Origin of the sequence: Acidovorax temperans (assembly GCF_028596105.1) — a bacterium.
Lineage (GTDB): Bacteria > Pseudomonadota > Gammaproteobacteria > Burkholderiales > Burkholderiaceae_C > Acidovorax > Acidovorax temperans.
This window is the reverse complement of record NZ_CP117193.1, coordinates 3,351,944-3,374,089: the sequence shown is the minus strand read 5'-3', so window position 1 is coordinate 3,374,089 and position 22,146 is coordinate 3,351,944. Positions and strand designations below refer to the sequence as shown.

Annotated in this window: 21 protein-coding genes; 7 read left to right on the top strand and 14 right to left on the bottom strand. The window is 63.5% G+C overall.

The window, feature by feature from the left end:
* Nucleotide 1: 1 nt before the first annotated feature.
* The 6 genes from rnc to nagZ all read left to right on the top strand — a co-directional run bounded on the left by rnc (nt 2) and on the right by nagZ (nt 5,036).
* On the top strand, nt 2-685 hold the full coding sequence (rnc, locus tag PQV96_RS15865) for a ribonuclease III (RefSeq protein ID WP_044397894.1): 684 nt from the start codon (nt 2-4) through the stop codon (nt 683-685).
* Nucleotides 682-1,719 carry a GTPase Era gene (gene era / locus PQV96_RS15860; RefSeq protein WP_273623525.1) on the top strand — a complete coding sequence of 346 codons (1,038 nt, stop codon included), beginning with the start codon at nt 682-684 and terminating at the stop codon, nt 1,717-1,719. Before rnc ends, era begins: the two co-directional genes overlap by 4 nt.
* A gap of 161 nt (nt 1,720-1,880) precedes the next feature.
* Nucleotides 1,881-2,642, top strand: a complete 762-nt coding sequence (recO, locus tag PQV96_RS15855; protein ID WP_273623524.1) for a DNA repair protein RecO — start codon at nt 1,881-1,883, stop codon at nt 2,640-2,642.
* Nucleotides 2,639-3,409: a pyridoxine 5'-phosphate synthase gene (locus PQV96_RS15850; protein ID WP_273623523.1), complete on the top strand. Its 771-nt coding sequence runs from the start codon at nt 2,639-2,641 to the stop codon at nt 3,407-3,409. Before recO ends, PQV96_RS15850 begins: the two co-directional genes overlap by 4 nt.
* 64 nt (nt 3,410-3,473) lie before the next feature.
* On the top strand, nt 3,474-3,896 hold the full coding sequence (acpS, locus tag PQV96_RS15845) for a holo-ACP synthase (RefSeq protein ID WP_142083602.1): 423 nt from the start codon (nt 3,474-3,476) through the stop codon (nt 3,894-3,896).
* A 48-nt stretch (nt 3,897-3,944) separates the two neighbouring features.
* Entirely contained in the window at nt 3,945-5,036 is a 1,092-nt protein-coding gene (nagZ, locus tag PQV96_RS15840) for a beta-N-acetylhexosaminidase (RefSeq protein WP_273623521.1), read from the top strand.
* A gap of 34 nt (nt 5,037-5,070) precedes the next feature.
* On the opposite strand, the gene PQV96_RS15835 is transcribed toward nagZ, so the two are convergent.
* The 8 genes from PQV96_RS15835 to PQV96_RS15800 all read right to left on the bottom strand — a co-directional run bounded on the left by PQV96_RS15835 (nt 5,071) and on the right by PQV96_RS15800 (nt 13,769).
* Nucleotides 5,071-5,706 (bottom strand): mechanosensitive ion channel family protein, encoded by a 636-nt coding sequence (locus PQV96_RS15835; RefSeq protein WP_273623520.1) that lies wholly within the window; start codon nt 5,704-5,706, stop codon nt 5,071-5,073.
* 19 nt (nt 5,707-5,725) lie between these two features.
* Nucleotides 5,726-7,282, bottom strand: a complete 1,557-nt coding sequence (gene lysS / locus PQV96_RS15830; protein ID WP_273623519.1) for a lysine--tRNA ligase — start codon at nt 7,280-7,282, stop codon at nt 5,726-5,728.
* 149 nt (nt 7,283-7,431) lie between these two features.
* A complete protein-coding gene (locus PQV96_RS15825; protein WP_273623518.1) occupies nt 7,432-8,652 on the bottom strand; it encodes a hypothetical protein in 1,221 nt (406 codons plus the stop codon).
* Nucleotides 8,649-9,569 carry a glycosyltransferase gene (locus PQV96_RS15820; RefSeq protein ID WP_273623517.1) on the bottom strand — a complete coding sequence of 307 codons (921 nt, stop codon included), beginning with the start codon at nt 9,567-9,569 and terminating at the stop codon, nt 8,649-8,651. The genes PQV96_RS15825 and PQV96_RS15820 overlap by 4 nt, the downstream gene beginning before the upstream one ends.
* Complete coding sequence (locus PQV96_RS15815) at nt 9,569-10,591, bottom strand: glycosyltransferase family 4 protein (protein ID WP_273623516.1); 1,023 nt, start codon at nt 10,589-10,591, stop codon at nt 9,569-9,571. The genes PQV96_RS15820 and PQV96_RS15815 overlap by 1 nt, the downstream gene beginning before the upstream one ends.
* Before the next feature lie 49 nt (nt 10,592-10,640).
* On the bottom strand, nt 10,641-11,963 hold the full coding sequence (locus PQV96_RS15810) for an exopolysaccharide biosynthesis polyprenyl glycosylphosphotransferase (protein ID WP_207373476.1): 1,323 nt from the start codon (nt 11,961-11,963) through the stop codon (nt 10,641-10,643).
* Entirely contained in the window at nt 11,960-13,093 is a 1,134-nt protein-coding gene (locus PQV96_RS15805; RefSeq protein ID WP_066694919.1) for a glycosyltransferase, read from the bottom strand. The genes PQV96_RS15810 and PQV96_RS15805 overlap by 4 nt, the downstream gene beginning before the upstream one ends.
* Nucleotides 13,094-13,133: 40 nt before the next feature.
* Nucleotides 13,134-13,769 (bottom strand): LON peptidase substrate-binding domain-containing protein, encoded by a 636-nt coding sequence (locus tag PQV96_RS15800; protein ID WP_066694910.1) that lies wholly within the window; start codon nt 13,767-13,769, stop codon nt 13,134-13,136.
* 192 nt (nt 13,770-13,961) lie between these two features.
* Here PQV96_RS15800 and PQV96_RS15795 point away from each other — a divergent pair, with 192 nt between their 5' ends.
* The gene (locus tag PQV96_RS15795) at nt 13,962-14,525 is read left to right on the top strand and encodes a YggT family protein (protein WP_207373478.1); all 564 of its coding nucleotides are present in this window, start codon (nt 13,962-13,964) and stop codon (nt 14,523-14,525) included.
* Nucleotides 14,526-14,747: 222 nt separating this feature from the next.
* On the opposite strand, the gene accD is transcribed toward PQV96_RS15795, so the two are convergent.
* From accD to PQV96_RS15765, 6 genes are all read right to left on the bottom strand, one after another.
* The gene (gene accD / locus PQV96_RS15790; protein WP_066784768.1) at nt 14,748-15,620 is read right to left on the bottom strand and encodes an acetyl-CoA carboxylase, carboxyltransferase subunit beta; all 873 of its coding nucleotides are present in this window, start codon (nt 15,618-15,620) and stop codon (nt 14,748-14,750) included.
* Nucleotides 15,621-15,791: 171 nt separating this feature from the next.
* Nucleotides 15,792-16,616, bottom strand: a complete 825-nt coding sequence (gene trpA, locus PQV96_RS15785; RefSeq protein ID WP_273623515.1) for a tryptophan synthase subunit alpha — start codon at nt 16,614-16,616, stop codon at nt 15,792-15,794.
* Nucleotides 16,613-17,896 carry a tryptophan synthase subunit beta gene (gene trpB / locus PQV96_RS15780; RefSeq protein WP_066694905.1) on the bottom strand — a complete coding sequence of 428 codons (1,284 nt, stop codon included), beginning with the start codon at nt 17,894-17,896 and terminating at the stop codon, nt 16,613-16,615. The genes trpA and trpB overlap by 4 nt, the downstream gene beginning before the upstream one ends.
* On the bottom strand, nt 17,874-18,602 hold the full coding sequence (locus tag PQV96_RS15775; RefSeq protein ID WP_273625268.1) for a phosphoribosylanthranilate isomerase: 729 nt from the start codon (nt 18,600-18,602) through the stop codon (nt 17,874-17,876). The genes trpB and PQV96_RS15775 overlap by 23 nt, the downstream gene beginning before the upstream one ends.
* A gap of 68 nt (nt 18,603-18,670) precedes the next feature.
* A complete protein-coding gene (gene truA, locus PQV96_RS15770) occupies nt 18,671-19,489 on the bottom strand; it encodes a tRNA pseudouridine(38-40) synthase TruA (protein ID WP_207373520.1) in 819 nt (272 codons plus the stop codon).
* A gap of 56 nt (nt 19,490-19,545) precedes the next feature.
* A complete protein-coding gene (locus PQV96_RS15765) occupies nt 19,546-22,089 on the bottom strand; it encodes a motility hub landmark protein FimV (protein ID WP_273623514.1) in 2,544 nt (847 codons plus the stop codon).
* Between the last annotated feature and the right edge of the window lie 57 nt (nt 22,090-22,146).

Below are 22,146 nucleotides of genomic sequence, written 5' to 3'. Positions count from 1 at the left end.
AGTGCATCCCAGTCTCTCTTCGCTGCAAACCCGTCTGCAGCATGTCTTTTCGAATCCCGCTCTCTTGCAGCGGGCTGTGACCCACCGCAGTTTTTCAGCCGACCACAACGAGCGGCTGGAATTCCTGGGGGATTCTGTGTTGAACCTGGCGGTGGCCAGTCTGCTGTACGAGCGGCTGGCGCAGTTGCCAGAGGGTGATTTGTCACGCGTGCGGGCCAATCTGGTCAAGCAAGACACCTTGCACCAGCTGGCGCTGCGTTTGAAGGTGTCGGAAGTTTTGCGCTTGGGCGAGGGTGAGTCCAAGTCCGGGGGGCAGCAGCGTCCGTCCATCCTGGCCGATGCCCTGGAAGCCTTGATCGGCGCTGTGTACCTCGATGCCGGTTACGAACAGGCTGAGGCGCTGGTGCACCGGCTGTTCCAGGAAGTGGAGATCAACCCCCACATGCAGGCTGTGGCCAAGGATCCCAAGACGGCTTTGCAGGAATGGTTGCAGGGCCGCAAAATGAAGCTGCCGCAGTACCGCGTGGTGGGCACCGTGGGCGAAGCCCACCGCCAGACTTTTGACGTGGAATGCGACATTGCCGAACTGGGGCTGACCGAGCGTGGCATCGGTGGGTCCCGCAGGGCGGGTGAACAGGCCGCCGCTGCTGCCATGCTGGCCACACTGAAAGCGAAAAAACTATGAATGATGCTACCAAAAATGTAGCTGGTAGCGCTGATTCAGCAAGCGCTCAAGGCCAAAATGATCTGGATGCCATGCTGGCTGCAGCACGCACGGCAGGTGCGGTCAAAGCAGCAGGTGCCAACCCCTCGGTGCCGGTTGACGGCCAGCGCTGCGGCGTGATCGCCATCGTGGGCAAGCCCAACGTGGGCAAGTCCACGCTGATGAATGCACTGGTGGGCCAGAAGATCAGCATCACCTCGCGCAAGGCGCAGACCACGCGCCACCGCATCACCGGCATCCGCACGCTGGGAGCCACGCAGTTTGTGTTTGTGGATACGCCTGGTTTCCAGACCAAGCACAGCACCGCACTGAACAAGTCGCTCAACAAGACCGTGATGGGCGCTATTGGTGATGTGGACCTGATCCTGTTCGTGGTGGAAGCAGGCAGCTTCACCCTGGCCGATGCCAAGGTGCTGTCGCTGTTCAAACCCGGCATTCCCACGCTGCTGGTGGCCAACAAGCTCGACATGGTCAACCGCCGTGCCGAGCTGGCCCCCTGGCTCAAGAGCATGCAGGAGCGCCACCCGTTTGCCGAATTCGTACCCATGTCGGCCAAGAACAAGGGCGATATCGAGCGCCTGTTTGGCATCTGCGAAAAATACCTGCCCGAGCAGCCCTGGTGGTACTCGGAGGACGAGTTGACCGACCGCAGCGAGAAATTCCTGGCCGGTGAAACCGTGCGTGAAAAGCTGTTCCGCTTCACCGGCGACGAATTGCCCTACACCTCCACCGTCGTCATCGACAAGTTTGACGAAGAGCCCAGCAAGACCCACAAGCGCTTTGTGCGCGTGGCCGCCACCATCGTGGTGGAGCGCGATGGCCACAAGGCCATGGTGATTGGCGAAAAGGGCGAGCGCCTCAAGCGCATCAGCACCGATGCGCGGCAAGAGCTGGAAAAGCTGCTGGATGCCAAGGTCTTCCTCGAAGTGTGGGTGAAGGTGCGCTCTGGCTGGGCCGACGACGAAGCCCGTGTGCGCTCCTTCGGCTATGAATAAGGCCCAACCCCCTGAGCGGCTGTGCCGCTTCCCCCTTCTCTCGCAACGCTGCGCGCTGCGGGAAGGGGGACGACGCCTGTGGCCGGGCCCAGCCCGCTCCACGGCGTCTGCTGGCATGGCCTGCTCCGCGGCCTTCTGACGGGCGGGTGTAACGCGCTTCCATGCCCGTACGTCGCATCTCCGACGAACCCGCCTACGTGCTGCACAGCTACGACTGGAGCGAGTCCAGTCTGATCCTGGAGGTGTTTTGCCGCCGCCAGGGCCGTGTAGCGTTGGTGGCCAAGGGGGCAAAAAAACCCAGTTCCAACTTCAGGCCCGTGCTGCTGCCCCTGCAGCCGCTGCTGCTCACCTACACCCTGGCGGGCGATGGGGAGGGCGATATCCACACCCTCAAAGGCGCCGAGTGGGTGGGCGGGCATGTGATGCCCACGGGCGACGCGCTGCTGTCGGGCCTGTACCTCAACGAACTGCTACTGCGCCTGCTGGCCCGCGCCGATGCGCACACGGGCCTGTTTGAAGTGTATGCGGGCGTGGTGCGCGTGCTGGCCAGCGAGCATGGCGATGCCCTGGAGCCCGTGCTGCGCAGCTTTGAACTGCTATTGCTGCGCGACCTGGGCCTGCTGCCCACGCTGGATGCCGAAACCGCCACGCTGGCCAATCTGCGCCCCGAGGGCCGCTACACGCTGGTGGCTGAAGGTGGTTTGCGCATGGCCTCGCAGGCCGACCGTGCCAGCCTGTCGGGCAGCCAATGGCGTGCGCTGCAAAAGGCGCTGGACGAAGCCGCCAGCTACACCGCCACGCTGCGTGCCTGCGCCCCTGTGGCAGCCGAACTCAAACCCCAGTTGCGGGCAGTGCTGCAATACCATTGCGGCAGCCCGGTGCTGCGCACCCGCCAGCTCATGATGGACTTGCAAAGCCTATGACCACCCGACTCCATTCCCGTACCGCCCTGTCCGTCAACGTCAACAAGGTCGCCCTGGTACGCAACACGCGCCACCTGGGCATTCCCAGCGTGACCCGCGCCGCCACCCTGTGCCTGCAGGCCGGTGCGCAGGGCATTACCGTGCACCCCCGGCCTGATGAACGCCACATCCGCGCGCACGATGTGTACGAGCTGGCCGAACTGATGAAGGCTTGGCCCGGCCGTGAATTCAACATCGAGGGCAACCCCTCGCAGAACCTGATGGAGTTCATCCGCACGGTTCGTCCTCACCAGGCGACGTTTGTGCCCGACAGCGAAGACCAGTTCACCAGCGACCATGGCTGGAGCTTTCCGCAAGACACCGAGCGCCTGGCCCCGCTGGTGGCCGAGTGCAAGGCCCTGGGCGTGCGCGTGAGCCTGTTTATGGACCCCGTGCCCGAGCAGATGGCCGCGGCCAAGGCTGTGGGCGCTGACCGCGTGGAGCTGTACACCGAGCCGTACGCCGCTGCCTGGGGCACGCCCCAGCAGGCCGAACAACTGGCCCGCTACGCTGCAGCCGCTCAGGCTGCGCTGGATGCAGGCTTGGGCGTGAACGCTGGGCATGACCTGAACCGCGACAACCTGGCCGCCTTTGTGCGCGAGGTGCCCGGTGTGCTCGAAGTCTCCATCGGCCACGCGCTGATTGCCGACGCGCTGGAACTGGGCTATGCCGCCACGGTGCAGGCCTACCAGGCGTGCATCGATGCAGGCTTTGCAGGCAATCGGTAACTCCTGATTTGATAGCTGCTTGCGCTGATCCATCAAGCGCTAGGGGCATATTTCCCTCATAACCATGATCTACGGCATTGGCACCGACATCTGCGATGTGCGCCGCATCCGCGAAAGCCTGGAGCGACACGGCGACCGCTTTGCCGAAAAGGTGCTGGCCGCGGGTGAGCTGGCCGTGTGGCGCGAGCGCACCGAGCGCTGGCCCGACCGCGGCCTGCGCTACCTGGCCACTCGCTTCTCTGCCAAAGAGGCCTTCAGCAAGGCCGTAGGGCTGGGCATGCGCATGCCCATGACCTGGCGGCACTGTGAGGTAGCCAAGCTGCCCAGTGGCCAGCCCGTCATCGTGCTGCACGGGGCCCTGAAAGCCTGGTTTGAAGAACGCAGCCTGCGCGCCCACCTGAGCGTGACCGACGAAACCGACTACGCCGCCAGCTTCTGCGTGGTGGAGCGTTTGGAGGCAAATCAGCCTCCAGCGCTTACCCCATAAGCGCAAGCAGCTCTTGATTTGATAGCAATTTATCCCCTCCGATCTTCCATGACCGAACACGCCCCCCTCATCATTGACATCGCTGGCACCGAACTCACCGCCACCGACCGCCGCCGCCTGGTCCACCCACTGGTGGGCGGCATCATCCTGTTTGCCCGCAACTGGGTGGACCGCGCCCAGTTGCTGCAGCTCACCAGCAGCATCAAGGCGGTGCGTGACGACCTGCTGATCTGCGTGGACCACGAAGGCGGCCGCGTGCAGCGTTTTCGCACCGATGGCTTCACCCATCTACCGCCCATGCGCGCGCTGGGCGAGATGTGGATGGATGACGGCAAGGGCTCCAAAGCCGTGCCCGGTAGCGGTGCATTGCGCGCCACCAATGCGGCCACCGCAGCAGGCTATGTGCTGGGCAGCGAGCTGCGTGCGTGCGGGGTGGATTTCAGCTTCACCCCTGTGCTTGATTTGGATTGGGGCGAAAGTGGCGTGATTGGCGACCGCGCCTTTCACCGCGACCCGCGCGTGGTGGCCCTGCTGGCCAAGAGCCTGATGCACGGCCTGTTGCAAGCGGGCATGGCCAACTGCGGCAAACACTTTCCAGGCCACGGTTTCGTCAAGGCCGATTCGCACACCGAAGTGCCGGTGGACAAGCGCAGCCTCAAAGCCATCCTGGCCGACGACGCGGCGCCGTACCCCTGGCTCAGCACCACGCTCACCAGCGTGATGCCCGCCCACGTCATCTACCCCAAGGTAGACAGCCGCCCAGCAGGCTTTTCGCAGCGCTGGCTGCAAGACATCCTGCGCTGCCAGATGCGCTTTGATGGCGCGATCTTCAGCGACGACCTGAGCATGGAAGGCGCGCGGCGCATTGACGGCCAGGTGGTGAGCTACACCGACGCGGCGTTGGCCGCGCTGGAGGCAGGCTGCGATCTGGTGCTGCTGTGCAACCAGAGCCTGGGCGAAGGCAAAGCGGTGGACGAGCTGATCGATGGGCTGGCCGCCGCGCTGGCAAAAGGCCGCTGGCACCCGAACGTGGACAGCGAATCGCGCCGCCTGGCGCTGCTGCCCGAAACACTGCCCCAGCCCTGGGATGAATTGATGCTGCAACCTGCCTACATGCAGGCGCTCGACCTTTTGCCCTGATGGGGGAGTCTCGCGCCGTGTAGACCCGAGAGGGTCAAGGCATGGGCGAGACCGTGGCCTTTGTAGCCGCTGATTGGGCTTCTGGCTCCGCCGTGAGGGGCGTTGGGGCAGGGGGCTCTCCGCTCCAGCGCCGCACCACGCGCTGGAAAATCAGTGCGTTCGGGATCTGTATCCACGCACTACCGGGCGGGGTGTTGAACTCTTCCAGTGTGGTGTAGAGCAGGTTCACGTCCACCACGCGGCCTTTGGCGCCCGGCTTTTCGGCTGTGTCCAGAATCTCCACATGGTCACCAATGCGGAATGGTCGCGCGGTGAAGATGAGCAGAGCGCAGAACAGGTTGGACAGCACGCTCCATGCCGCGAAGAACGCCACGGCGCCCACCGTGGCGAACCCGGTGAATGCCGTCCACAGCACAGCGGCAGAAACGCCCAGCCGTTCCAGCGACAACAGCAGTGCGCTGGCCATGATGGTCCAGCGGATGAGCCCGTTGATGGGCACCACCAGTTCCCCTGGCAACTGATAGCGCACGGCCGCCTTGCGCACCAGGCGCCGCAGCAGGCGCTGCAACAGGTACGCGGCCAGCAAGATGCCCAGAATCTGGCTGCCGGGCACGATCACGTCCAGCCAGTCCTGCACCCATTCCGGCAGGCGGTGTTTGGGAATCGCCATGGATTGCGTGGGCGGTCGGTCAGCCTTCGCGGCGCAGCGCCGGGAACAGGATCACGTCGCGGATGCTGGGGCTGTCGGTCAGCAGCATCATGAAGCGGTCGATACCGATGCCGCAGCCGCCGGCGGGGGGCATGCCGTATTCCAGGGCGCGCACGAAGTCGTGGTCGTAGTACATGGCTTCGTCGTCGCCACCGTCCTTGGCCGCCACCTGGGCGTGGAAGCGTGCGGCCTGGTCTTCGGCGTCGTTCAGTTCGCTGAAGCCGTTGCCGAACTCGCGACCGGTGATGTAGAGCTCAAAGCGCTCGGTCACTTCAGGGCGGGCGTCGTTGGCGCGCGCCAGCGGGCTGATTTCGGTGGGATGCTCCATGATGAAGGTGGGCTGCCACAGCTTGTCTTCCACCGTCTCTTCAAAGTACAGCACCTGCAGACCGGCCAGGCTGCGGGTAGAGAGCTTGTTCTTGGCTTCCGACATGCCCAGCTGCTTGAGGGCGCTGATCAGCCACTCGGCATCGTCCACATGGGCACCGGCTTCGGTGTACTGGAAGATGGCTTCGCGAATGGTCAGGCGGGCAAACGGCTGACTCAGGTCCACCTCGCGGCCCTGGTAAGTCAGTTGCAGGGTGCCCACGGCCTTCATCGCAGCGTCGCGGACGAGGGCTTCGGTGAAGGTCATCAGGTCCTGGTAGTTCCAGTACGCTGCATAGAACTCCATCATCGTGAACTCGGGGTTGTGGCGCACCGAGATGCCTTCGTTGCGGAAGTTGCGGTTGATCTCAAACACGCGCTCGAAGCCGCCCACCAGCAGGCGCTTGAGGTACAGCTCGGGCGCGATGCGCAAGAACATTTCCTGCTCCAGCGCGTTGTGGTGGGTGATGAAGGGCCGCGCGTTGGCACCGCCAGGAATGGGGTGCAGCATGGGCGTTTCCACTTCCAGGAAGCCGTGGTGCACCATGAATTCGCGAATGCCGCTCACAGCCTTGCTGCGTGCTGCAAAGCGCTTGCGGGCGGCTTCGTCGGTCATCAAATCCACATAGCGCTGGCGGTACTTCACTTCCTGGTCGTGAATGCCATGGAACTTGTCTGGCATGGGGCGCAGGCTCTTGGTGAGCAGGCGCAGCGCTGTGACCTTGATCGACAGCTCGCCGGTCTTGGTTTTCATGAGCGTGCCTTCAGCGCCCACGATGTCGCCCAGATCCCAGTGCTTGAAGGCAGCGTACAACTCTTCGCCCACTGCGTCGCGCGTGATGTAGAGCTGGATGCGGCCACCCGTTTCACCCAGCGAACCGTCCTGCACGGTCGCAAAGCTGGCCTTGCCCATCACGCGCTTGAGCATCATGCGGCCTGCCACACTCACGCTGACGTGGTGGGTCTCCAGCACGCTGGCTTCTACATGGCTGTGGGTGGTGTGCAGGTCGGCGGCCTTGTGGGCTGGTTTGAAGTTGTTGGGGAACGCCACGCCTCCACCCTGGGCCTGGGCTTCACGCAGAGCGCGGAGTTTTTCCCGGCGTTCGGCGATGAGTTGGTTGTCGTCCTGGGGGGACAAGGGGGCTGCGGCGGCGTTGACTGCGTCAGACATAGAGCGGGACCAGGGTTGGTGGGGAGAAACCTTCTATTTTAGGTTTAACGCAGCCCGGCGCTGATTTCGCGGCCCTTTGGGCGCCGGAAAAGGTGCGTACCCAGCGCATTTAGGCCAAAAATGAGTGGGTTGAGCCCACGAAAGGCGGCTCAGCGCCGTGGCAGTGCCAGCATCCAGGCAGACAGCACCAGCAAGCCGATGGCGGAGGTGCCCGCCAGCCACCAAAGGTGGACTTCAGCGCTCCATCCCTGAGCCGCCCACAACGGGGCCACCAACACCACCAGTTGCAAAGCCTGCAGCGCGATGGCCAGCCACGAGTACTGGCGCTCTCGGGCGTGCTGGAATGGCCGGTGGCTGAGTGCAGCGGAAATACAGGCACTTCCTTGCCACAGCACCAGAGGCAAGAGGTAGGGGCGCATGCCCTGCCACGCGGTGGCAAGCGAAGTAGCGTCCAGAACCAAAAAGCCCACCCATCCTGCCAAAGCTGCGGCAGCGGCGGCGCCCAGGCCCACCGCCAGTGATCGCCACTGTGCGGTTTCCACCCGGGCAAGGAGCACCTGCGCCCAGGCGGTGTGAACGACGGCGGGGATGAACCCCATCAATCGCAGCAGCATGGCCAGGTAACTGGCGTCGGCCAGCCCGTGCAAGCGTTGCCACACCAAAAGCAATGCCGTACCTGCGATGGCGTCTATCGCGGTGTGGGCCAGGCGCAGGCTGGTGCTGCGGCGGTCTGCCTGCGCGGTGGCGGCGGGGGGCTCTGGGGAATGCTGCTGTGGGGGCTGCGTAGTGCGGCCCTCAAGGCGTGCTGACCGCAGCCACAAGGCACCCACCGCGTAGCCGCAGGCGGCAGCCAATAAAAGACCGTGCGCGCTTTCTGCTGGCCAAGCCCGTGCTGCGGTCACGGTCAGCACCAGCGCCACCACGGGTGGGCCTGCGCGAACCAGCGCAGCCGACAGGGGCGATGCCGTCCTCAACGTCCAGGGCTGGGCCAGGTACCAGGCGAGTTGCAACAGAGCCAGCAAGGCGGCCCAGCCCATCACGGTGAATGGGGTCGCCATGGCAGACCACCACACGGCCAGCGCTACCAGCGGCGCAAGCCCCAACCAGCGCCAAAGGCTGGAGCGCAAAACCGCCAGCAGCGCCGCGCGGGGAGGATGGTGGGCGTCTGCCAGGAACTGCAAAGGCCCTTGCGCGAGCGACAGGGACACCCAGAAAAATGCCACCTGCGCCGTGATGGCAAAACCACCGGCGGCCTGGGGGGTAAAAAAATGCAGCATGGCCACGCCCACCAGGGCCTGGGCTGCCAGCGACACCATGCTGCCCAAAGCCATGATGACCGAGGTGGATGCAAAGCGGTATGGCTGCTTCACGGGGCCAGTCCTGCGGCTTTCCAGATGTTCAGTCGCGCCAGGGTGTGTGGCCAGGCCCAGCCTCCCATGTCTAGGGATGGCATGCTCGCCATGTCTCTCGTTTTACGAAAGAAATCTGCATAAGCGCTGACGCTGGCCTGGGCTGGCAAATACGCGATGGCGGCCGGGTTGGACGATGCAAAGTTGCGCACCCAGCGGTAGTCCGTGCTGATCACCGGCAGACCGATGGCGCAGTATTCGAGCAGCTTGGTCGAGGTCTGCTCACTGTAAGGAAGCCGGTCGGGCACCAGGTTGAGCGCACAGCGCGCCCGTCGCAATTGGGCGGGAACCTCATGGTGTGGCACCTTGCCCGTCACGGTGATGTGGTTGAAGGCTTGAAACTGGCGCTGCAATAGGGCGGGCATGTTTCCGATCAGCAAGGTGCGCATGCCCGCCTGCTCCAGCCCTTCAAAGACGGGGAGAAAGTGCTGCAGCCGCACCATGTCGCCCAGGTACACCATGTCAAATTCTGCTGCACCCTGGATGGTGGGCGGTGTCAGAAAAGTGGATGAGACGCCCATCTCTCTGAATTCCCACGGGACATCGTCGGCAAATCCCAGGCGCTGTCGGACCCACTCGTTCTGGAAGAGTCGGTAATCGGGCTTGGGCTGGCTCCAGCGCTTGATCTGGTCCTTGGCCCAGGCGAATGGGGGGACGGAGGCTGAGGCATATTCATGCACCTGAAAGGCCTGGGCAAAGCGCTGGTGGTCCGTTGCGTGCACCCGGCCGCACATCCACCACACGACGCGCGCATCTGCGGGCACCGTGCTGGCATTTTGGTGCGTGCAGACCTCATGCCCCCACGGCCGCAAGTGGGCGGCGTAGGCCTCCAGCTCCGGAAGGTAGGAGTGACCGGGATGGATGAAATGCACTTGCATCAGGCAGTCACCTGTTCAATGAGGTGAGCCCAGGCGCTGGCAAATCGCTGGGGCGTGTATTGCGCAAGCACCTGAGTCATATCCCGCTGGAGAACATCTGTCGGCGTGGACATCACGCGAAGCACTGCCTGGGCCAGTGCGCTACCGCCTTGGTCTTCCGCCAAGGCGTAGGGCATGTGGCTGCCCAGCATTTCGCGCAGCGCAGGGATCGGCACACCAACGCAGGGCACGCCGGCCGCCAGCGATTCCAGTACAGCCATGGGGCAGCCTTCATAGGCAGACGTCAGCAGCGTCACATGGTGGGCCTGGTACAGCGCCGGTGTTGCGGGCTGGAAGTCTTGCCACTGAACCCGTCCCGGTGCTCGGGCTGCGGCGTCAATTTGCAGAGTGCTTTTCAAGGAACCCTCACCAGTGATCTGCAACGCGTAGTGCTGCGGCAACTGGGTCAACGTGTCGATCAGCAGCTCGGGGCGCTTTTCTGGTGACAGGCGGCCCACATAGCCACATCGCACCGTGTGCGGCGCAGCCGGTGGGGGCGCGGGGCGCGCAGTGGGCCAGGCAGGGTGCGGGTTGGGAATGACCTGCAGACACTGGTGTGCTGACGCGTCGCCACCCATGAATTGCATGAAGGAATCGCGCCCATGGTTGGAAACGAACACCAGCCAAGGCAGCCGCCGATACAGCCAGCGTAACCAGCGGCGTTTGGCGGCGGAAGCATGGGCTGTGTCCAGCACCTCCAGCAGCGGGCCATGAAACCAGGTGATCACCGGTTTTCGGTGCCATTGGCCCAGAAGCCAGGCGACATAGGCTGGCAGGAAGTTGTGCGTGGCAATGATCACATCAGCCTGGCTGGCAGCTTTCCACAGGCGGGCGAGGGGTGTGGCGCGAATCACCTGGGTGTCACAGCGGTGTCCTGCCGCTTCCAGCGCGTGCGCGAGCGCATCGGAAACAGTGTGTACTCCTCCCGTTTCGAGATTTTCCTTCAGCAGCAGAATGCGGCGGTGCGTGTGGGGAGGCAGCATCGAAAAGATCACACCATGGGCCACAGGGCGGGATGGAAGGGCGAGTGCGTCACCGTGCACCAAATCCGGTGAACAGGATACGTGCGGTCTTGTAGGCGATCAGCAGATCCAACGCCAGCGAATAGTGGGCCACGTAATACAGGTCGTAGCTCAGTTTCACTGCCGTCTGCTCCTCACCTTCCGCGTAACCCTGCTGCACCTGTGCCCAACCCGTCAAACCGGGGCGCACCAGATGGCGATAAGGGTAGGCGGGAATCCGATGGGCAAACACCCGAACAAACTCGGCCTGTTCCGGTCGGGGGCCGATCAGGCTCATCTCACCCTTGAGCACATTCCAGAGTTGAGGCAGTTCGTCCAGGCGGGTTCTGCGGATGATTTTGCCCACGGAAGTCACCCGGTCATCGTTGGGTTGGGCGAATCGCGCAGTGGTGGCTTCTTCGTGCCGCATGCTGCGCAGTTTCCAGATGCGGAACTCGCGGCCGTTGCGACCGATGCGAATTTGGGAAAACAGCATCGGCCCTGGCGTGTTCAGCTTCACGGCCAGGCCAGCTGCCAAACACAGCGGAAGCCACAGGGGCAACGCAGCCAGCGTCAAGCCAATGTCGGTCAGGCGCTTGACGGTGTCGTATGCCGGATTGCCGTCCAGCGCCCATAAGTCCTGGGCTTGCAGGTTGGACAACATTTTTCGGCCGCTGATCAGTTCTGCCACGGCTTCCACGCTGTAGAGCCTCACATGCTGCAGGCGCAAGTCGCTGATCAAGCGTTCGCGAACCGCGTCGGTGGGCGCTTGCGGGTCGATGACCACGCCAGCCAGGGCAGATGTGTCGTCCGTGACTTGGGGGGCTGCACCCGATGCGGCTGGAATGGCCAAGGGCTGCAGCTTGATGTCTTGCTGGCTGAGTTCCGAGGCATCTCCCAGCAGTTCTTTCAGCCGCATGGGTACAGAGGAATCCAGATAGGCGAGTGACAGCGCATAGCGCCCTCGCTCACGCCAGTGCCCCAAAGTAAACCAGGCGGCAGACAGCAGGTAGACCAGCAGCACAGCGCCGCGCGAATAGGGTTGTTGCAGCAGTGCAAACCCCAGCGGGGCCGCCAGGTACGGTGCCGCTGTGGCCACCAGAAGAAAGCGCCGTTCTTCGAACTGGGGCAGGTACGCTCCGTTGTACAGCCAGTAAGCGGTGATGGTGTAAGGCACGCTGCACCACAAGACCGTCTGAGGGAACTGGTACGTTGCCCACTGGTATTGCTCCAGCACCCATCCGATGGCGTAGCTCAATAGCAGCACCAAGATGCCTTTCAACGCCCAGCGCAGCACGGCACTTTGGCGGTGTGCTGTGGAAGAGTCGAGGGGGCTGTGAGAGGTGCTCTTCATGGATGGCTTGGAGAAGGGGAGAGGGCGCTTTGGTAGGTTGCCATCACCTCCATGCCCATGCGTTGTGCGGTGTAGTGCTGCTCGTAGCGTTGTCTTGCTGCGCGGCCAAGGCTGGTGCGTAGCGCGGGCGACTCTACCAGTTGTCGCAGGGCCAGTGCCAATGCTGTTGCGTCATTGGGAACCAGGCGGGCTTGGGTGGCATCTGGCAACAACTCGCGCATGCCGGGCAGGTCGCTGGCCACGATGGCCAGCCCGCCGCGCATCGCCTCGATCACGGAAATGGGTAAGCCTTCGTGGTCCGAGGTCAGCACAAAAATGCTGTGCTTCATCAGCTGTGCAGAAATATCGTCCACATCTCCGGCGAACACAACGGATTGCAGTCCCAGCTGCCTGGCCATGGCCTGGTGGCTGGCAAGTTGAGGGCCTCCGCCAAAAAACGTGGCTGGCACCTCACACCCCAAATCATCACGCAAATGTGCGAGCGCTTGCAGTAGCAGGTCTGGGCGCTTTGGTGGGGCCATGCGTGCCACCATGGCGATGCGGGGTGGGGCGGCCGCCAGCTCGGTGGTGAGGTGTGTGGATGCGGGCACCTCTTCAATACCGTTGTGAACGACCACCACCCGCCTGGATGGAAGTGGCAGTGCGCGTGCCAGCCTGCGCTCGTGTTCTGACACACACACCATGCGCCGTGCCAGGGGGGCGAGCAGCCATTCGACGGCAAACGCGGCCACGCGCCGCTTCCAGGGGGTTCCTGCCTTGAACGCAAATCCGTGCACGGTGTAAATCACCGGCTTGCGGGTTCGCGCTCCCGCCAGTCGTGCCGCCACACCCGCCATCGCGCTGTGGGCGTGCACAAGGTCTGGAGACTGCTCTCGCACGATGTCTTGAAGGCGCCCTACGGCTTGCGCCAAGCCAGCGACGCCTGCAGTGTTGCCCAGTGAAGGAATGGAATGCACCCGAATGCCCGCAGCGTTCAGCGCGCACGCCAGAGGGGTCTGCAGGCCGTCGTCACCGCCGATGGCCACCTGCACGTCGATGCCTTGTCGGTCACGCAATTCGCGGCACAGCGTCAGTACGTGGCTTTGGGCGCCTCCCACCTCTCCTTTGGTGATGACCTGAAGCACTTTCATGGCGCCGGGGCTGCGGGCAAGGCCGTTGCCCTGCGTGCGGTCACTGTGCAATTCCTGTGCGCTCCAGCACATCGCCCACCAGCTCCAGCCGTACCAGCGGGTTGTCCAGTTCCATCAGCCGCTGCTTCAACTCCATGGGCACGGGCAGCAGTTCACACCAGCGGTTGGCCACCCAGCCACAGTCGTCGAGTTGTTCCGGGGTGGGCAGGGCGGCTGCGGGGTTCAGCGCATCACGCGCATGCAGGGTGTGCAAAACCTGGGTCAGGGCCGTGGCAGTTTTTTTCAGGTCTTCAGGGATGGGGATGGACAAATCCCTGTCCAGTTGCGACACGCTGGCAATCCACAGGCCGTGAACCAGGTGGTTGCGCTGGGTGATCCGAAACCGCTCCGCGCCTTTGCACACCAGGGTGATCAACCCTGGCTGGGGGCTTGCGAGTTGCTCAATGACCGCCAGTGTGCCCACGTCGTGAAATTGCTCATCCGGGGCCCCAGCCCGGCGCACTTCGCTGCCTTGGGTTAAGGACACCACGCCAAATGGGGCGCCCGTCTGGTGGCATTTGCGCACCATGTCGAGGTAACGCACCTCAAACACGCGCAAGGCCAGCACCCCGTCGGGGAACAGCACCGATGCCAGGGGAAACAAGGGCAGGGATGAAAGGGTCAGGGTCTGGGTCATGGGCCGGGGTGGAACGCCTGGTCAAGATCTGCCGGGCCTGGCTGGGTTGCTGGCCCTGGTCTGCCCAGCGGTCAGAATGGGGTGGGGCCGATGGCCCAATCCCCCAGGCGGTCTGGCGCTGAATCTTGGGCCGCTATCATCCCACGGCGCAGCCGGTTTTCCGCCGGGGCACCCCTTCATTTGTGGATTCCCATGTTGTATCAAATCGCTACTTTGCTGCTCGATGTCATTGGTGGGCTGTTGACCGGTGCTTGCCTGTTGCGCCTGTACATGCAGTGGCAGCGTGTGCCCTTTTCCAATCCGGTGGGGGCTCTGGTGTTTGCGTTGACCGACTGGTTCATCATGCCGCTGCGCCGGCTGATTCCGCCCACAGGCCAGTGGGACGTCTCCAGCCTGGTGGGGGGCTTGCTGGTGCAGCAGGTGCAATATGGCCTGCTGTGGCTGATTGCGGGCGGCGCCATCTCTGGCGCAGTGGTGCCTTTGCTGGCAGCCTTCGGTCTGGTGCGGGTCGCGATTTCGGGCTTGATCGGCCTGCTGATCGTTCACGCGATCCTGTCCTGGGTGCAGACGCGCTCTCCCATGTCGGATGTGATTGGACGGCTGTGCGCACCGCTGCTCAGGCCGGTGCAGCGGGTCGTTCCGCTGGTGGGCGGTTTGGACCTGTCACCCCTGGTGTTGCTGGTGCTGCTGCAGATCGCCATGATCGTGCTGGGCCACTTGCAAGCAGCGGTGTTGACGGGGGCTTTGCAGGGCTGAGGCTGGGCAGGGGCCAAGCTGCCCTGCTGCTGCTTCACCCGTGTGTGGCCATCGGTTGCTGGGTCGCAAAGGCGCTTGGTTGACGCTTTGCGACTCCTTCCCCTGAATATCAAAAAAAAATAGCTGCCAGCGCTTACTGGATAAGCGCTAGCAGCTATTAATTTTATAGCGTTTGCGGTAGAGCGATCTCTCACAATCGCCCCGCACCGCAGTAGCGTGGGCTTACACCACCGCGTCGGCTGGCAGACGCTGCAGCATAGCCAAGCTGCTGGCTACGGTGCTGCGCAGTTCACGGCGGTCGCAAATGAAGTCCACGGCACCCTTGGTCTGCAGGAATTCAGCACGCTGGAAGCCCTCGGGCAGGGTCACGCGCACGGTGGATTCGATCACGCGGGGACCCGCAAAGCCGATCAGGGCTTTAGGCTCTGCAATCACGATGTCGCCCACGAAGGCAAAACCTGCGCTCACGCCGCCCATGGTCGGGTCGGTCAGCACGCTGATGTAGGGCAGGCCCTTCTTGGCCAGGCGGGTCAGCGCTGCGTTGGTCTTGGCCATTTGCATGAGCGACAGCAGGCCCTCTTGCATGCGGGCACCGCCGGTGGCGGTAAAGCAGATGAAAGGCACTTTTTGCTCGATGGCGGTTTCGACACCGCGCACAAAGCGCTCGCCCACCACAGAGCCCATGGAGCCGCCCATGAAGTCGAACTCGAAGCACGCAGCGACCACATTGATGCTCTTGACGGCACCACCCATCACGATGAGCGCATCGGTCTCGCCCGTGTTCTCCAGCGCTTCTTTCAGGCGCTCGGGGTACTTGCGGCTGTCCTTGAACTTGAGGGCGTCCACCGGCAGCACTTCCTGGCCGATTTCATAGCGGCCTTCGGCGTCCAGAAAGGCGTCCAGCCGTGCGCGGGCGCCAATGCGGTGATGGTGGCTGCACTTGGGGCAGACATTCTGGTTTTGCTCCAGGTCAGCCTTGTAGAGCACGGTTTCGCAGCTCGGGCACTTGATCCACAGCCCTTCGGGTACCTGGCGGCGCTCGGTGGGGTTGGTTTGCTGGATCTTGGAGGGCAGGAGTTTTTCGAGCCAGGACATGGTTTCCTCTGTATGAATGAGCCTGTGGCGGCGCGGCCTTAACGCTAGCGCTGCCCATCAATCAGGGCTCCCGCGCAAGGGCCGCCCCGCCGCGCTGGGAGCGTCCCCCTTCCTGTGCGCAGCACAAGGAGAAGGGGGAAGCGGCAAAGCCGCTCAGGGGGATGCCCTCTATTATGCGTCGAGCGCCTTGCGCACGCCGCGCAGGAAATCCATGGTCATGGGGACGACCTTGGCGTGTTCCTGGTCTTCAATCAGCTGGATGATGCGGCTGCCGATCACTACGGCATCAGCCACCTTGCCAATCGCCTGGGCAGTGGCTGCGTCGCGGATGCCGAAACCCACGCCCACCGGAATGTGAACGTGCTGGCGAATGCGGGGCAGCATCTGTTCGACAGCCGCTGTGTCCAGCGCGCCCGAACCTGTGACGCCCTTGAGCGACACGTAGTACACGTAGCCGCTGGCCACGCGCGCCACCTGGGCCATGCGTTCGGAGGTAGAAGTGGGAGCCAGCAAAAAGATCAGATCCATGCCGTGGGCGCGCAGGTCGGCGGCAAAGGCTTCGCATTCCTCGGGCGGGTAGTCCACGATGAGCACGCCATCCACACCGGCTGCGGCTGCGTCGCGCACAAAGGCGCTGCCAGTTGTGCCTGGGGTGCCGTGCTTCTGGTCGTAGCGTTCGACGGGGTTGGCGTAGCCCATCAGCACCACAGGGGTGGTGTTGTTGCGCTTGCGGAATTCGCGCACCTGATCCAGCACCTGAACCATGCCAATGCCCAGGCTCAAAGCCTTCTCGCCCGCCTTCTGGATCACCGGGCCATCGGCCATGGGGTCTGAAAAAGGCACACCCAGTTCGATCACGTCAGCGCCCGCTTCCACCATGCCGTGCATGAGGGCGGGCGTGATGTCGGCGAACGGAAAGCCGGCGGTCACATAGGGAATCAGCGCCTTGCGGCCTTGGGCCTTGAGGGCGGAAAAGGTTGCTTCGATACGGCTCATTTGACCACCTTGACGGGTTGCTCGCCGCCCTTGACGGACTGCCCCTGGCAGCTGGGGCGGCAGTAGAAATCGGCACCACTGAGGTCGGCCACGGTGCCAATGTCCTTGTCACCGCGCCCGGAGAGGTTGACCAGGATGGATTGGTCAGGGCGCATGGTCTTGGCCAGCTTCATGGCGTAGGCCACGGCGTGGCTGGATTCGAGCGCGGGAATGATGCCCTCGGTGCGGCACAGGTAGTGGAAGGCGTCCAGCGCCTCTTTGTCGGTGATGCCCACGTATTCGGCACGGCCGATTTCCTGCAGCCACGCATGTTCTGGCCCCACACCGGGGTAATCCAGACCCGCGCTGATGCTGTGGGTTTCGGTGATCTGGCCGTTGTCATCCTGCAGGATGAAGGTGCGGTTGCCGTGCAGCACGCCGGCGCTGCCTTTTTGCAGCGATGCGGAGTGGCGGCCAGAGTCCAGCCCCTCGCCCGCAGCCTCCACACCAATCAGTCGGGTTTTCTCGAACGGAATGTAGGGGTGGAAAATGCCCATGGCATTGCTGCCGCCGCCGACGCAGGCGATCACGGCATCAGGTTGTTCGCCCAGCACTTTCTGTTCGGCCAGCATGGCGGGCATCTGCTCAATGCATTCCTTGCCAATCACGCTCTGGAAATCGCGCACCATCATCGGGTACGGGTGCGGGCCCGCCACGGTGCCGATGATGTAGAAGGTGTTGTCCACATTGGCCACCCAGTCGCGCATGGCGTCGTTCAGGGCATCCTTCAGGGTCTTGCTGCCAGATTCGACGGGCACCACGGTGGCACCCAGCAGCTTCATGCGGTACACGTTGGGGCTCTGGCGCTTCACGTCCTCGGCGCCCATGTACACCACACATTCCAGGCCATAACGTGCGCAGATGGTGGCAGTGGCCACGCCGTGCTGGCCTGCGCCGGTTTCGGCAATCACGCGGGGCTTGCCCATGCGCTTGGCCAGCATGGCTTGGCCAATCACGTTGTTGATCTTGTGCGCGCCGGTGTGGTTCAGGTCTTCGCGCTTGAGGTAAATCTGCGCACCGCCCATTTCACGGCTGGTGCGGGCCGCGTGGTAGATGGGCGAGGGGCGGCCCACGAAATGCTTGAGTTCGTACTGAAATTCTGCCAGGAACTCTGGGTCGTTCTGGTAGCGCGCATATGCCTCGCGCAGTTCCTGGATGGCGTGGGTCAGGGTTTCGCTGACGAAGCTGCCACCGTAGGGGCCAAAGTGCCCGGAGGCGTCAGGTTGCTGATAAGAGCTCATGGGGATTCTTTGCAAGTTGGGCATCGGCCGCACGCACGGCGGCAACGAAGCGTTGGATTTTTTCGGCGTCCTTGATGCCCTTGATGGGTTTGCCATCGGGGCCATCGGCTTCAACGCCGGAACTGACATCAACCGCCAGCGAGAGGCCTCGCGGGCGGACTTGCAAAATGCCATCGGTCACGTTTGCAGGCGTGAGTCCACCAGACAAAACGAGGTGAGAGCTGACGCTTGGTGGAAGGAGTGACCAATTGAATGCCTTGCCGCCGCCGCCATAGCCGTCGACATGTGCGTCGAGCAGGATGGCCTGGGCGTGTGAAAAATCCTGCGCGTATTTTACGAGGTCGAAGCGTTCAGCCCCATCGCCTAGGGGTATGCGTGCAGCCCGCAAAAATGGACGCAACCCGTGGCCTGTGGCTTGCAGACAATCGGCCGGCGTTTCATCACCATGAAATTGCACGATAGCGCCCGCCACCATTGCGCTGGCAGCTGCAATATTAATAGCACTCTCGTTCACGAACAGCAGCACGGGGGTGACGAATGGCGGGAGTCTGCGTGCCAATTGCGCAGCGCGCTCAGGGGTGACTGCGCGGGGGCTGGGCGCATACAGCACGAAACCCACAGCGTCGGCACCCGCCGCCACGGCGGCATCCACATCCTGTTCCCGGGTCAGGCCGCAGATTTTGATTCGCGTGCGCTCGCTGGTCATGGCACGGGGTTTCGTTGCGAAGCCATGCGGGTGGGGTGTGGAGGCGGTTTCAGCAGAGTGGTGGGTGGTCATGGCAGCCAGGCAAAGGGAGGGGTGCTTTGAGGAAGCTTCCACTGCGCATCGTAGACCGGGCCCAGAAAATACAGCCCGTCTGGGGAAAAGGTGGGTGCTGCCGCATCGCGCGACCGCGCATTGAGCACGCTCTGCATCCAGCTTACTGGCTGCTTGCCACTTCCGACGGCGATCAGGCAGCCCATGATGTTGCGGATCATGTGGTGCAAAAAGGCGTTGGCTTCGAACTCGAAACGCCAATAGCAGGGGCTCCAGCCCAGTTCGGGGTGCGGCGCTGCGGCACGGCGGTCAGTGATCTCTATGCGTTTGATCGTTTTGACCGGCGTCTTGGCCTGGCAGGCAGATGCCCTGAACGATGTGAAATCGTGCTCACCGAGCAAGATGCTGGCGGCCTGCCGCATCGCATCCCCATCGAGTGGGTTGTGTACCCAGCCCACGCGACCAGACTCGACACTGGGGCGCACGGGTGACTGCAGCAGCACGTAAGCGTAGCGCCTGGCCGTTGCACTGGCGCGCGCGTGAAAGCTGTCAGGCACCTGCTGCGCCCATTGCACCGCAATGTCGTGTGGCAAAAAGGTGTTGGTGCCCCGAACCCAGGAGGCATTGGGGCGATTCAGGGGCGTGTCGAAGTGCACGACCTGCATCAGCCCATGCACCCCACTGTCGGTGCGGCCCGCACACAGGGTGCTCACTGTATGCGTAGCAAAGCGGCCCAGGGCTGCTTCGAGCTTGTCTTGAACAGTGTTGCCAGATAACTGGCTCTGCCAGCCGTTGTAGCCTTGCCCGTTGTAGCTGACGCCCAACGCCATCCTCACGGTGGCGTTGGAGGAGGAGGCGTTGGTCGGGCTCTCGGGTGTCAGCTCTGGCGGCATCAGCCCAGATCAGCCAGCAAGCGCTGGGCGCGGGTTTTGAGTGCGCCTGTCGCCTCTGCCACCACTTCCTCGATCAGGGTGCGGGCACCATCGGTGTCGCCGATCGCGTTGAACTCTTCCGCCAGCGCCAGTTTGGTCGCCAGAGGATCGTCATGAGCAGCAGCCTCGCCATCATCGTCATCGTCACCCATTGGTGCAGATGCCGTGGTGATTTCTTCGCTGACCGATGGTGTACTCGGCGTGGGCGTGCTGAGGGTGGAAGGCGCTGTCAGGTCGAGCGAGAGATCTCCCAGATCGAATTCCAGCGTGTTGTTGTCTGGGGTGTCAGACGACAAAGGCGCGAGGCCCGAGGGTGCAATGCTCAGATCATCTGCGGCGCCCAGTGGGTCGAGTGTCGGAGCTGCTTCCACCATAGGGGCACGGGCCGTTTCTGGCTCGTCATCCAGCGAAGGCAGTTCCATTTCTGGAGCCAGGCCGGAGGCCGCGGCCGCTGCGGCGAACCCACCGGCGGCGGGGGCATCCGTCAGGGCATCATCTGGCAGGTCGAGATCCAGGTCCAGGTCGAGATCAGAAGGCAGTGCAGCAGCCGCAACGGCACCCATCGCGGCGGGCATCGTGCTCGCAAAGCCGCCTGCGGGGGCGGGCTGAGCGACTTCACCGCCGGGGCGTCCACCGGGTTGGTACAGGGCATTTTCCGGGTCCAGGCCGCGGCCCAGTTCGGTGATGCGGGCCCAGTCGGGGCCCTCACCCTGGGTGAGCTTGAACACGTCGCCTGCCACTGCTTCCAGGGCCTTGCGGTCCTGGCGTTTGGCGTAAATTTCGCCCAGCTTGACGTGGACGGAAACCCGTGCGGGGTTGTGGCGAATCGCCTCTTTCAGAATCTCTTCCGCTTGCAGGTCGCGGCCATAGGCCAGGTAGACGTCGGCTTCTGCAACAGGGTCCACATCGCCGCCAGCATCCAGCTGGCTGGGCGAGTAGGCCATGGAAGAGCCGCCCGTGGTCATTTCGCTGTTGGCGGTGTCGATGCGTTGGCCACCGCTGGCGCCGAAGAACGAGTCAGGCTGAATGCGGCTTTCCATGAAGGAGCTGTCTACGCCGCCAGCGCCACGGCGGCGCTGCACGACACGGTAAGCGCCATAACCGATCAACAGAGCCAGCAGGCCGCCACCGGCCAATGGAATCATGGGGTCTTCCATCAGCCCATCAAGGAAGCTGGGCTCTTCGATGGGTGGTGGAGGAGGCACGACCACCTTGGGTGCGGGCGCTGCAGGTGCAGATGCCTCGGCGGCAGGTGCAGACGCAGTGGTATCAGGAGCGGACGCAGCATCCTCAGGGGTGCTGGCCGCTTCGGCTGGCACCTCGGGTGTCGAAGCAGGTGCTTGCGGGGCTGTCGGGGTGGCGGGAACGCCGGGCACTTCTGCCTTGATCGCCGCAGGCGTACTGGCCGCTGGGGCGGTGGCTGGAGCCGCGCCTGCAGCAGAGGCCGCGCTGACCTTGTTCAGGTCGCTGATGTTCTTGGACAGCTCGGCCATACGGGCATTGGCCTCGCTGGCTTGCTTGTCTTTCGCCAACTGGTCTTCAGCAGCCTTTTGGCCCTTGAGCGAACCCTTCGAGAGGGTCAGCTTGTCTGGGGCAGCTGTTGCGGGCTTGCGGTCTTCCACCTGGGCCTGCACCTTGCCACTGGCCGAGCGCTCGGCCGAGGCCACTGTTGCGCTCGGTGCGGCATCAGCCAACTTGCGGCGGAAGGTGTTGAAGTCGCGGCTTTGGGCTGCCAGGATTTGGCGAGCCTCGGTGTTGGACACCGACTTGGCGGTGGCTTCATCCGGAATCTGCAGCACAGAGCCGGCACGCACACGGTTCACATTACCCTGGATGAATGCATCGGGGTTGGCGCGCATCAGGGCCACCAGCATCTGGTCCAGAGAAACATCTGCAGGGCGGTGGGCATTTGCAATGCGACCGGCCGTGTCGCCAGGCTTGACGGTCACGCCCTCGGCGGGGGCGGGGCGCGATGCTGCAGGTGCACGCACGGCGGGTGCGGCTGGAGTCGCTACACGCGCAGGGGCGGGGCGTTGCTGTGCCACGGCTGGCGCAGTGATCTGGGGCGCTGCTGTGGCTGTAGGTGCGGCGCTGCGCAATGCTGGTGGGTCAAACAGCAGGGTGTAGCTGCGAACAATCTTGCCTGTGCCCCAGGTGGTGTCCAGGACCAGATCGAGAAACGGATCGTTGACTGGGCGGTCGCTGGTGACCCGCAGCACGGCGCTGCCATCCGCACGGCGTTGCAGCTGGATCTGCAAGGCGTTCATCAGCGGATTGAACTCCATGCCTTGGGATCGGAACACCTCGGGTGATGCCGCTGTTGCACGCAGGGTCTCAGCTTCCGCCTGAGTGATTTGAGGTACGTCGATCTCGGCGCGTAAGGGCTCACCCAGCGCTGATTGCACCGTGATTCGCCCCAGGGCCAAAGCAGACGCCTCGCCTGCGTGCAGGCCGACGCAAAGCACGGCAGCAGCCGCCAGAGCTGAAAATTTCCAACGATGCATGTTTGCCATCAACTGATTAGGTGGTGCGGCTCGGTCGAGCGGTGTTGTTTTTCTCAT

Excerpts from the sequence above, each read along its gene's own strand:
- era (WP_273623525.1), top strand. The coding sequence starts at position 682 with ATGAATGATGCTACCAAAAATGTAGCTGGTAGCGCTGATTCAGCAAGC.
- recO (WP_273623524.1), top strand. The coding sequence starts at position 1,881 with ATGCCCGTACGTCGCATCTCCGACGAACCCGCCTACGTGCTGCACAGC.
- PQV96_RS15850 (WP_273623523.1), top strand. The coding sequence starts at position 2,639 with ATGACCACCCGACTCCATTCCCGTACCGCCCTGTCCGTCAACGTCAAC.
- acpS (WP_142083602.1), top strand. The coding sequence starts at position 3,474 with ATGATCTACGGCATTGGCACCGACATCTGCGATGTGCGCCGCATCCGC.
- nagZ (WP_273623521.1), top strand. The coding sequence starts at position 3,945 with ATGACCGAACACGCCCCCCTCATCATTGACATCGCTGGCACCGAACTC.
- PQV96_RS15835 (WP_273623520.1), bottom strand. The coding sequence starts at position 5,706 with ATGGCGATTCCCAAACACCGCCTGCCGGAATGGGTGCAGGACTGGCTG.
- lysS (WP_273623519.1), bottom strand. The coding sequence starts at position 7,282 with ATGTCTGACGCAGTCAACGCCGCCGCAGCCCCCTTGTCCCCCCAGGAC.
- PQV96_RS15820 (WP_273623517.1), bottom strand. The coding sequence starts at position 9,569 with ATGCAAGTGCATTTCATCCATCCCGGTCACTCCTACCTTCCGGAGCTG.
- PQV96_RS15815 (WP_273623516.1), bottom strand. The coding sequence starts at position 10,591 with ATGCTGCCTCCCCACACGCACCGCCGCATTCTGCTGCTGAAGGAAAAT.
- PQV96_RS15810 (WP_207373476.1), bottom strand. The coding sequence starts at position 11,963 with ATGAAGAGCACCTCTCACAGCCCCCTCGACTCTTCCACAGCACACCGC.
- PQV96_RS15805 (WP_066694919.1), bottom strand. The coding sequence starts at position 13,093 with ATGAAAGTGCTTCAGGTCATCACCAAAGGAGAGGTGGGAGGCGCCCAA.
- PQV96_RS15800 (WP_066694910.1), bottom strand. The coding sequence starts at position 13,769 with ATGACCCAGACCCTGACCCTTTCATCCCTGCCCTTGTTTCCCCTGGCA.
- PQV96_RS15795 (WP_207373478.1), top strand. The coding sequence starts at position 13,962 with ATGTTGTATCAAATCGCTACTTTGCTGCTCGATGTCATTGGTGGGCTG.
- accD (WP_066784768.1), bottom strand. The coding sequence starts at position 15,620 with ATGTCCTGGCTCGAAAAACTCCTGCCCTCCAAGATCCAGCAAACCAAC.
- trpA (WP_273623515.1), bottom strand. The coding sequence starts at position 16,616 with ATGAGCCGTATCGAAGCAACCTTTTCCGCCCTCAAGGCCCAAGGCCGC.
- trpB (WP_066694905.1), bottom strand. The coding sequence starts at position 17,896 with ATGAGCTCTTATCAGCAACCTGACGCCTCCGGGCACTTTGGCCCCTAC.
- PQV96_RS15775 (WP_273625268.1), bottom strand. The coding sequence starts at position 18,602 with ATGACCAGCGAGCGCACGCGAATCAAAATCTGCGGCCTGACCCGGGAA.
- PQV96_RS15765 (WP_273623514.1), bottom strand. The coding sequence starts at position 22,089 with ATGCATCGTTGGAAATTTTCAGCTCTGGCGGCTGCTGCCGTGCTTTGC.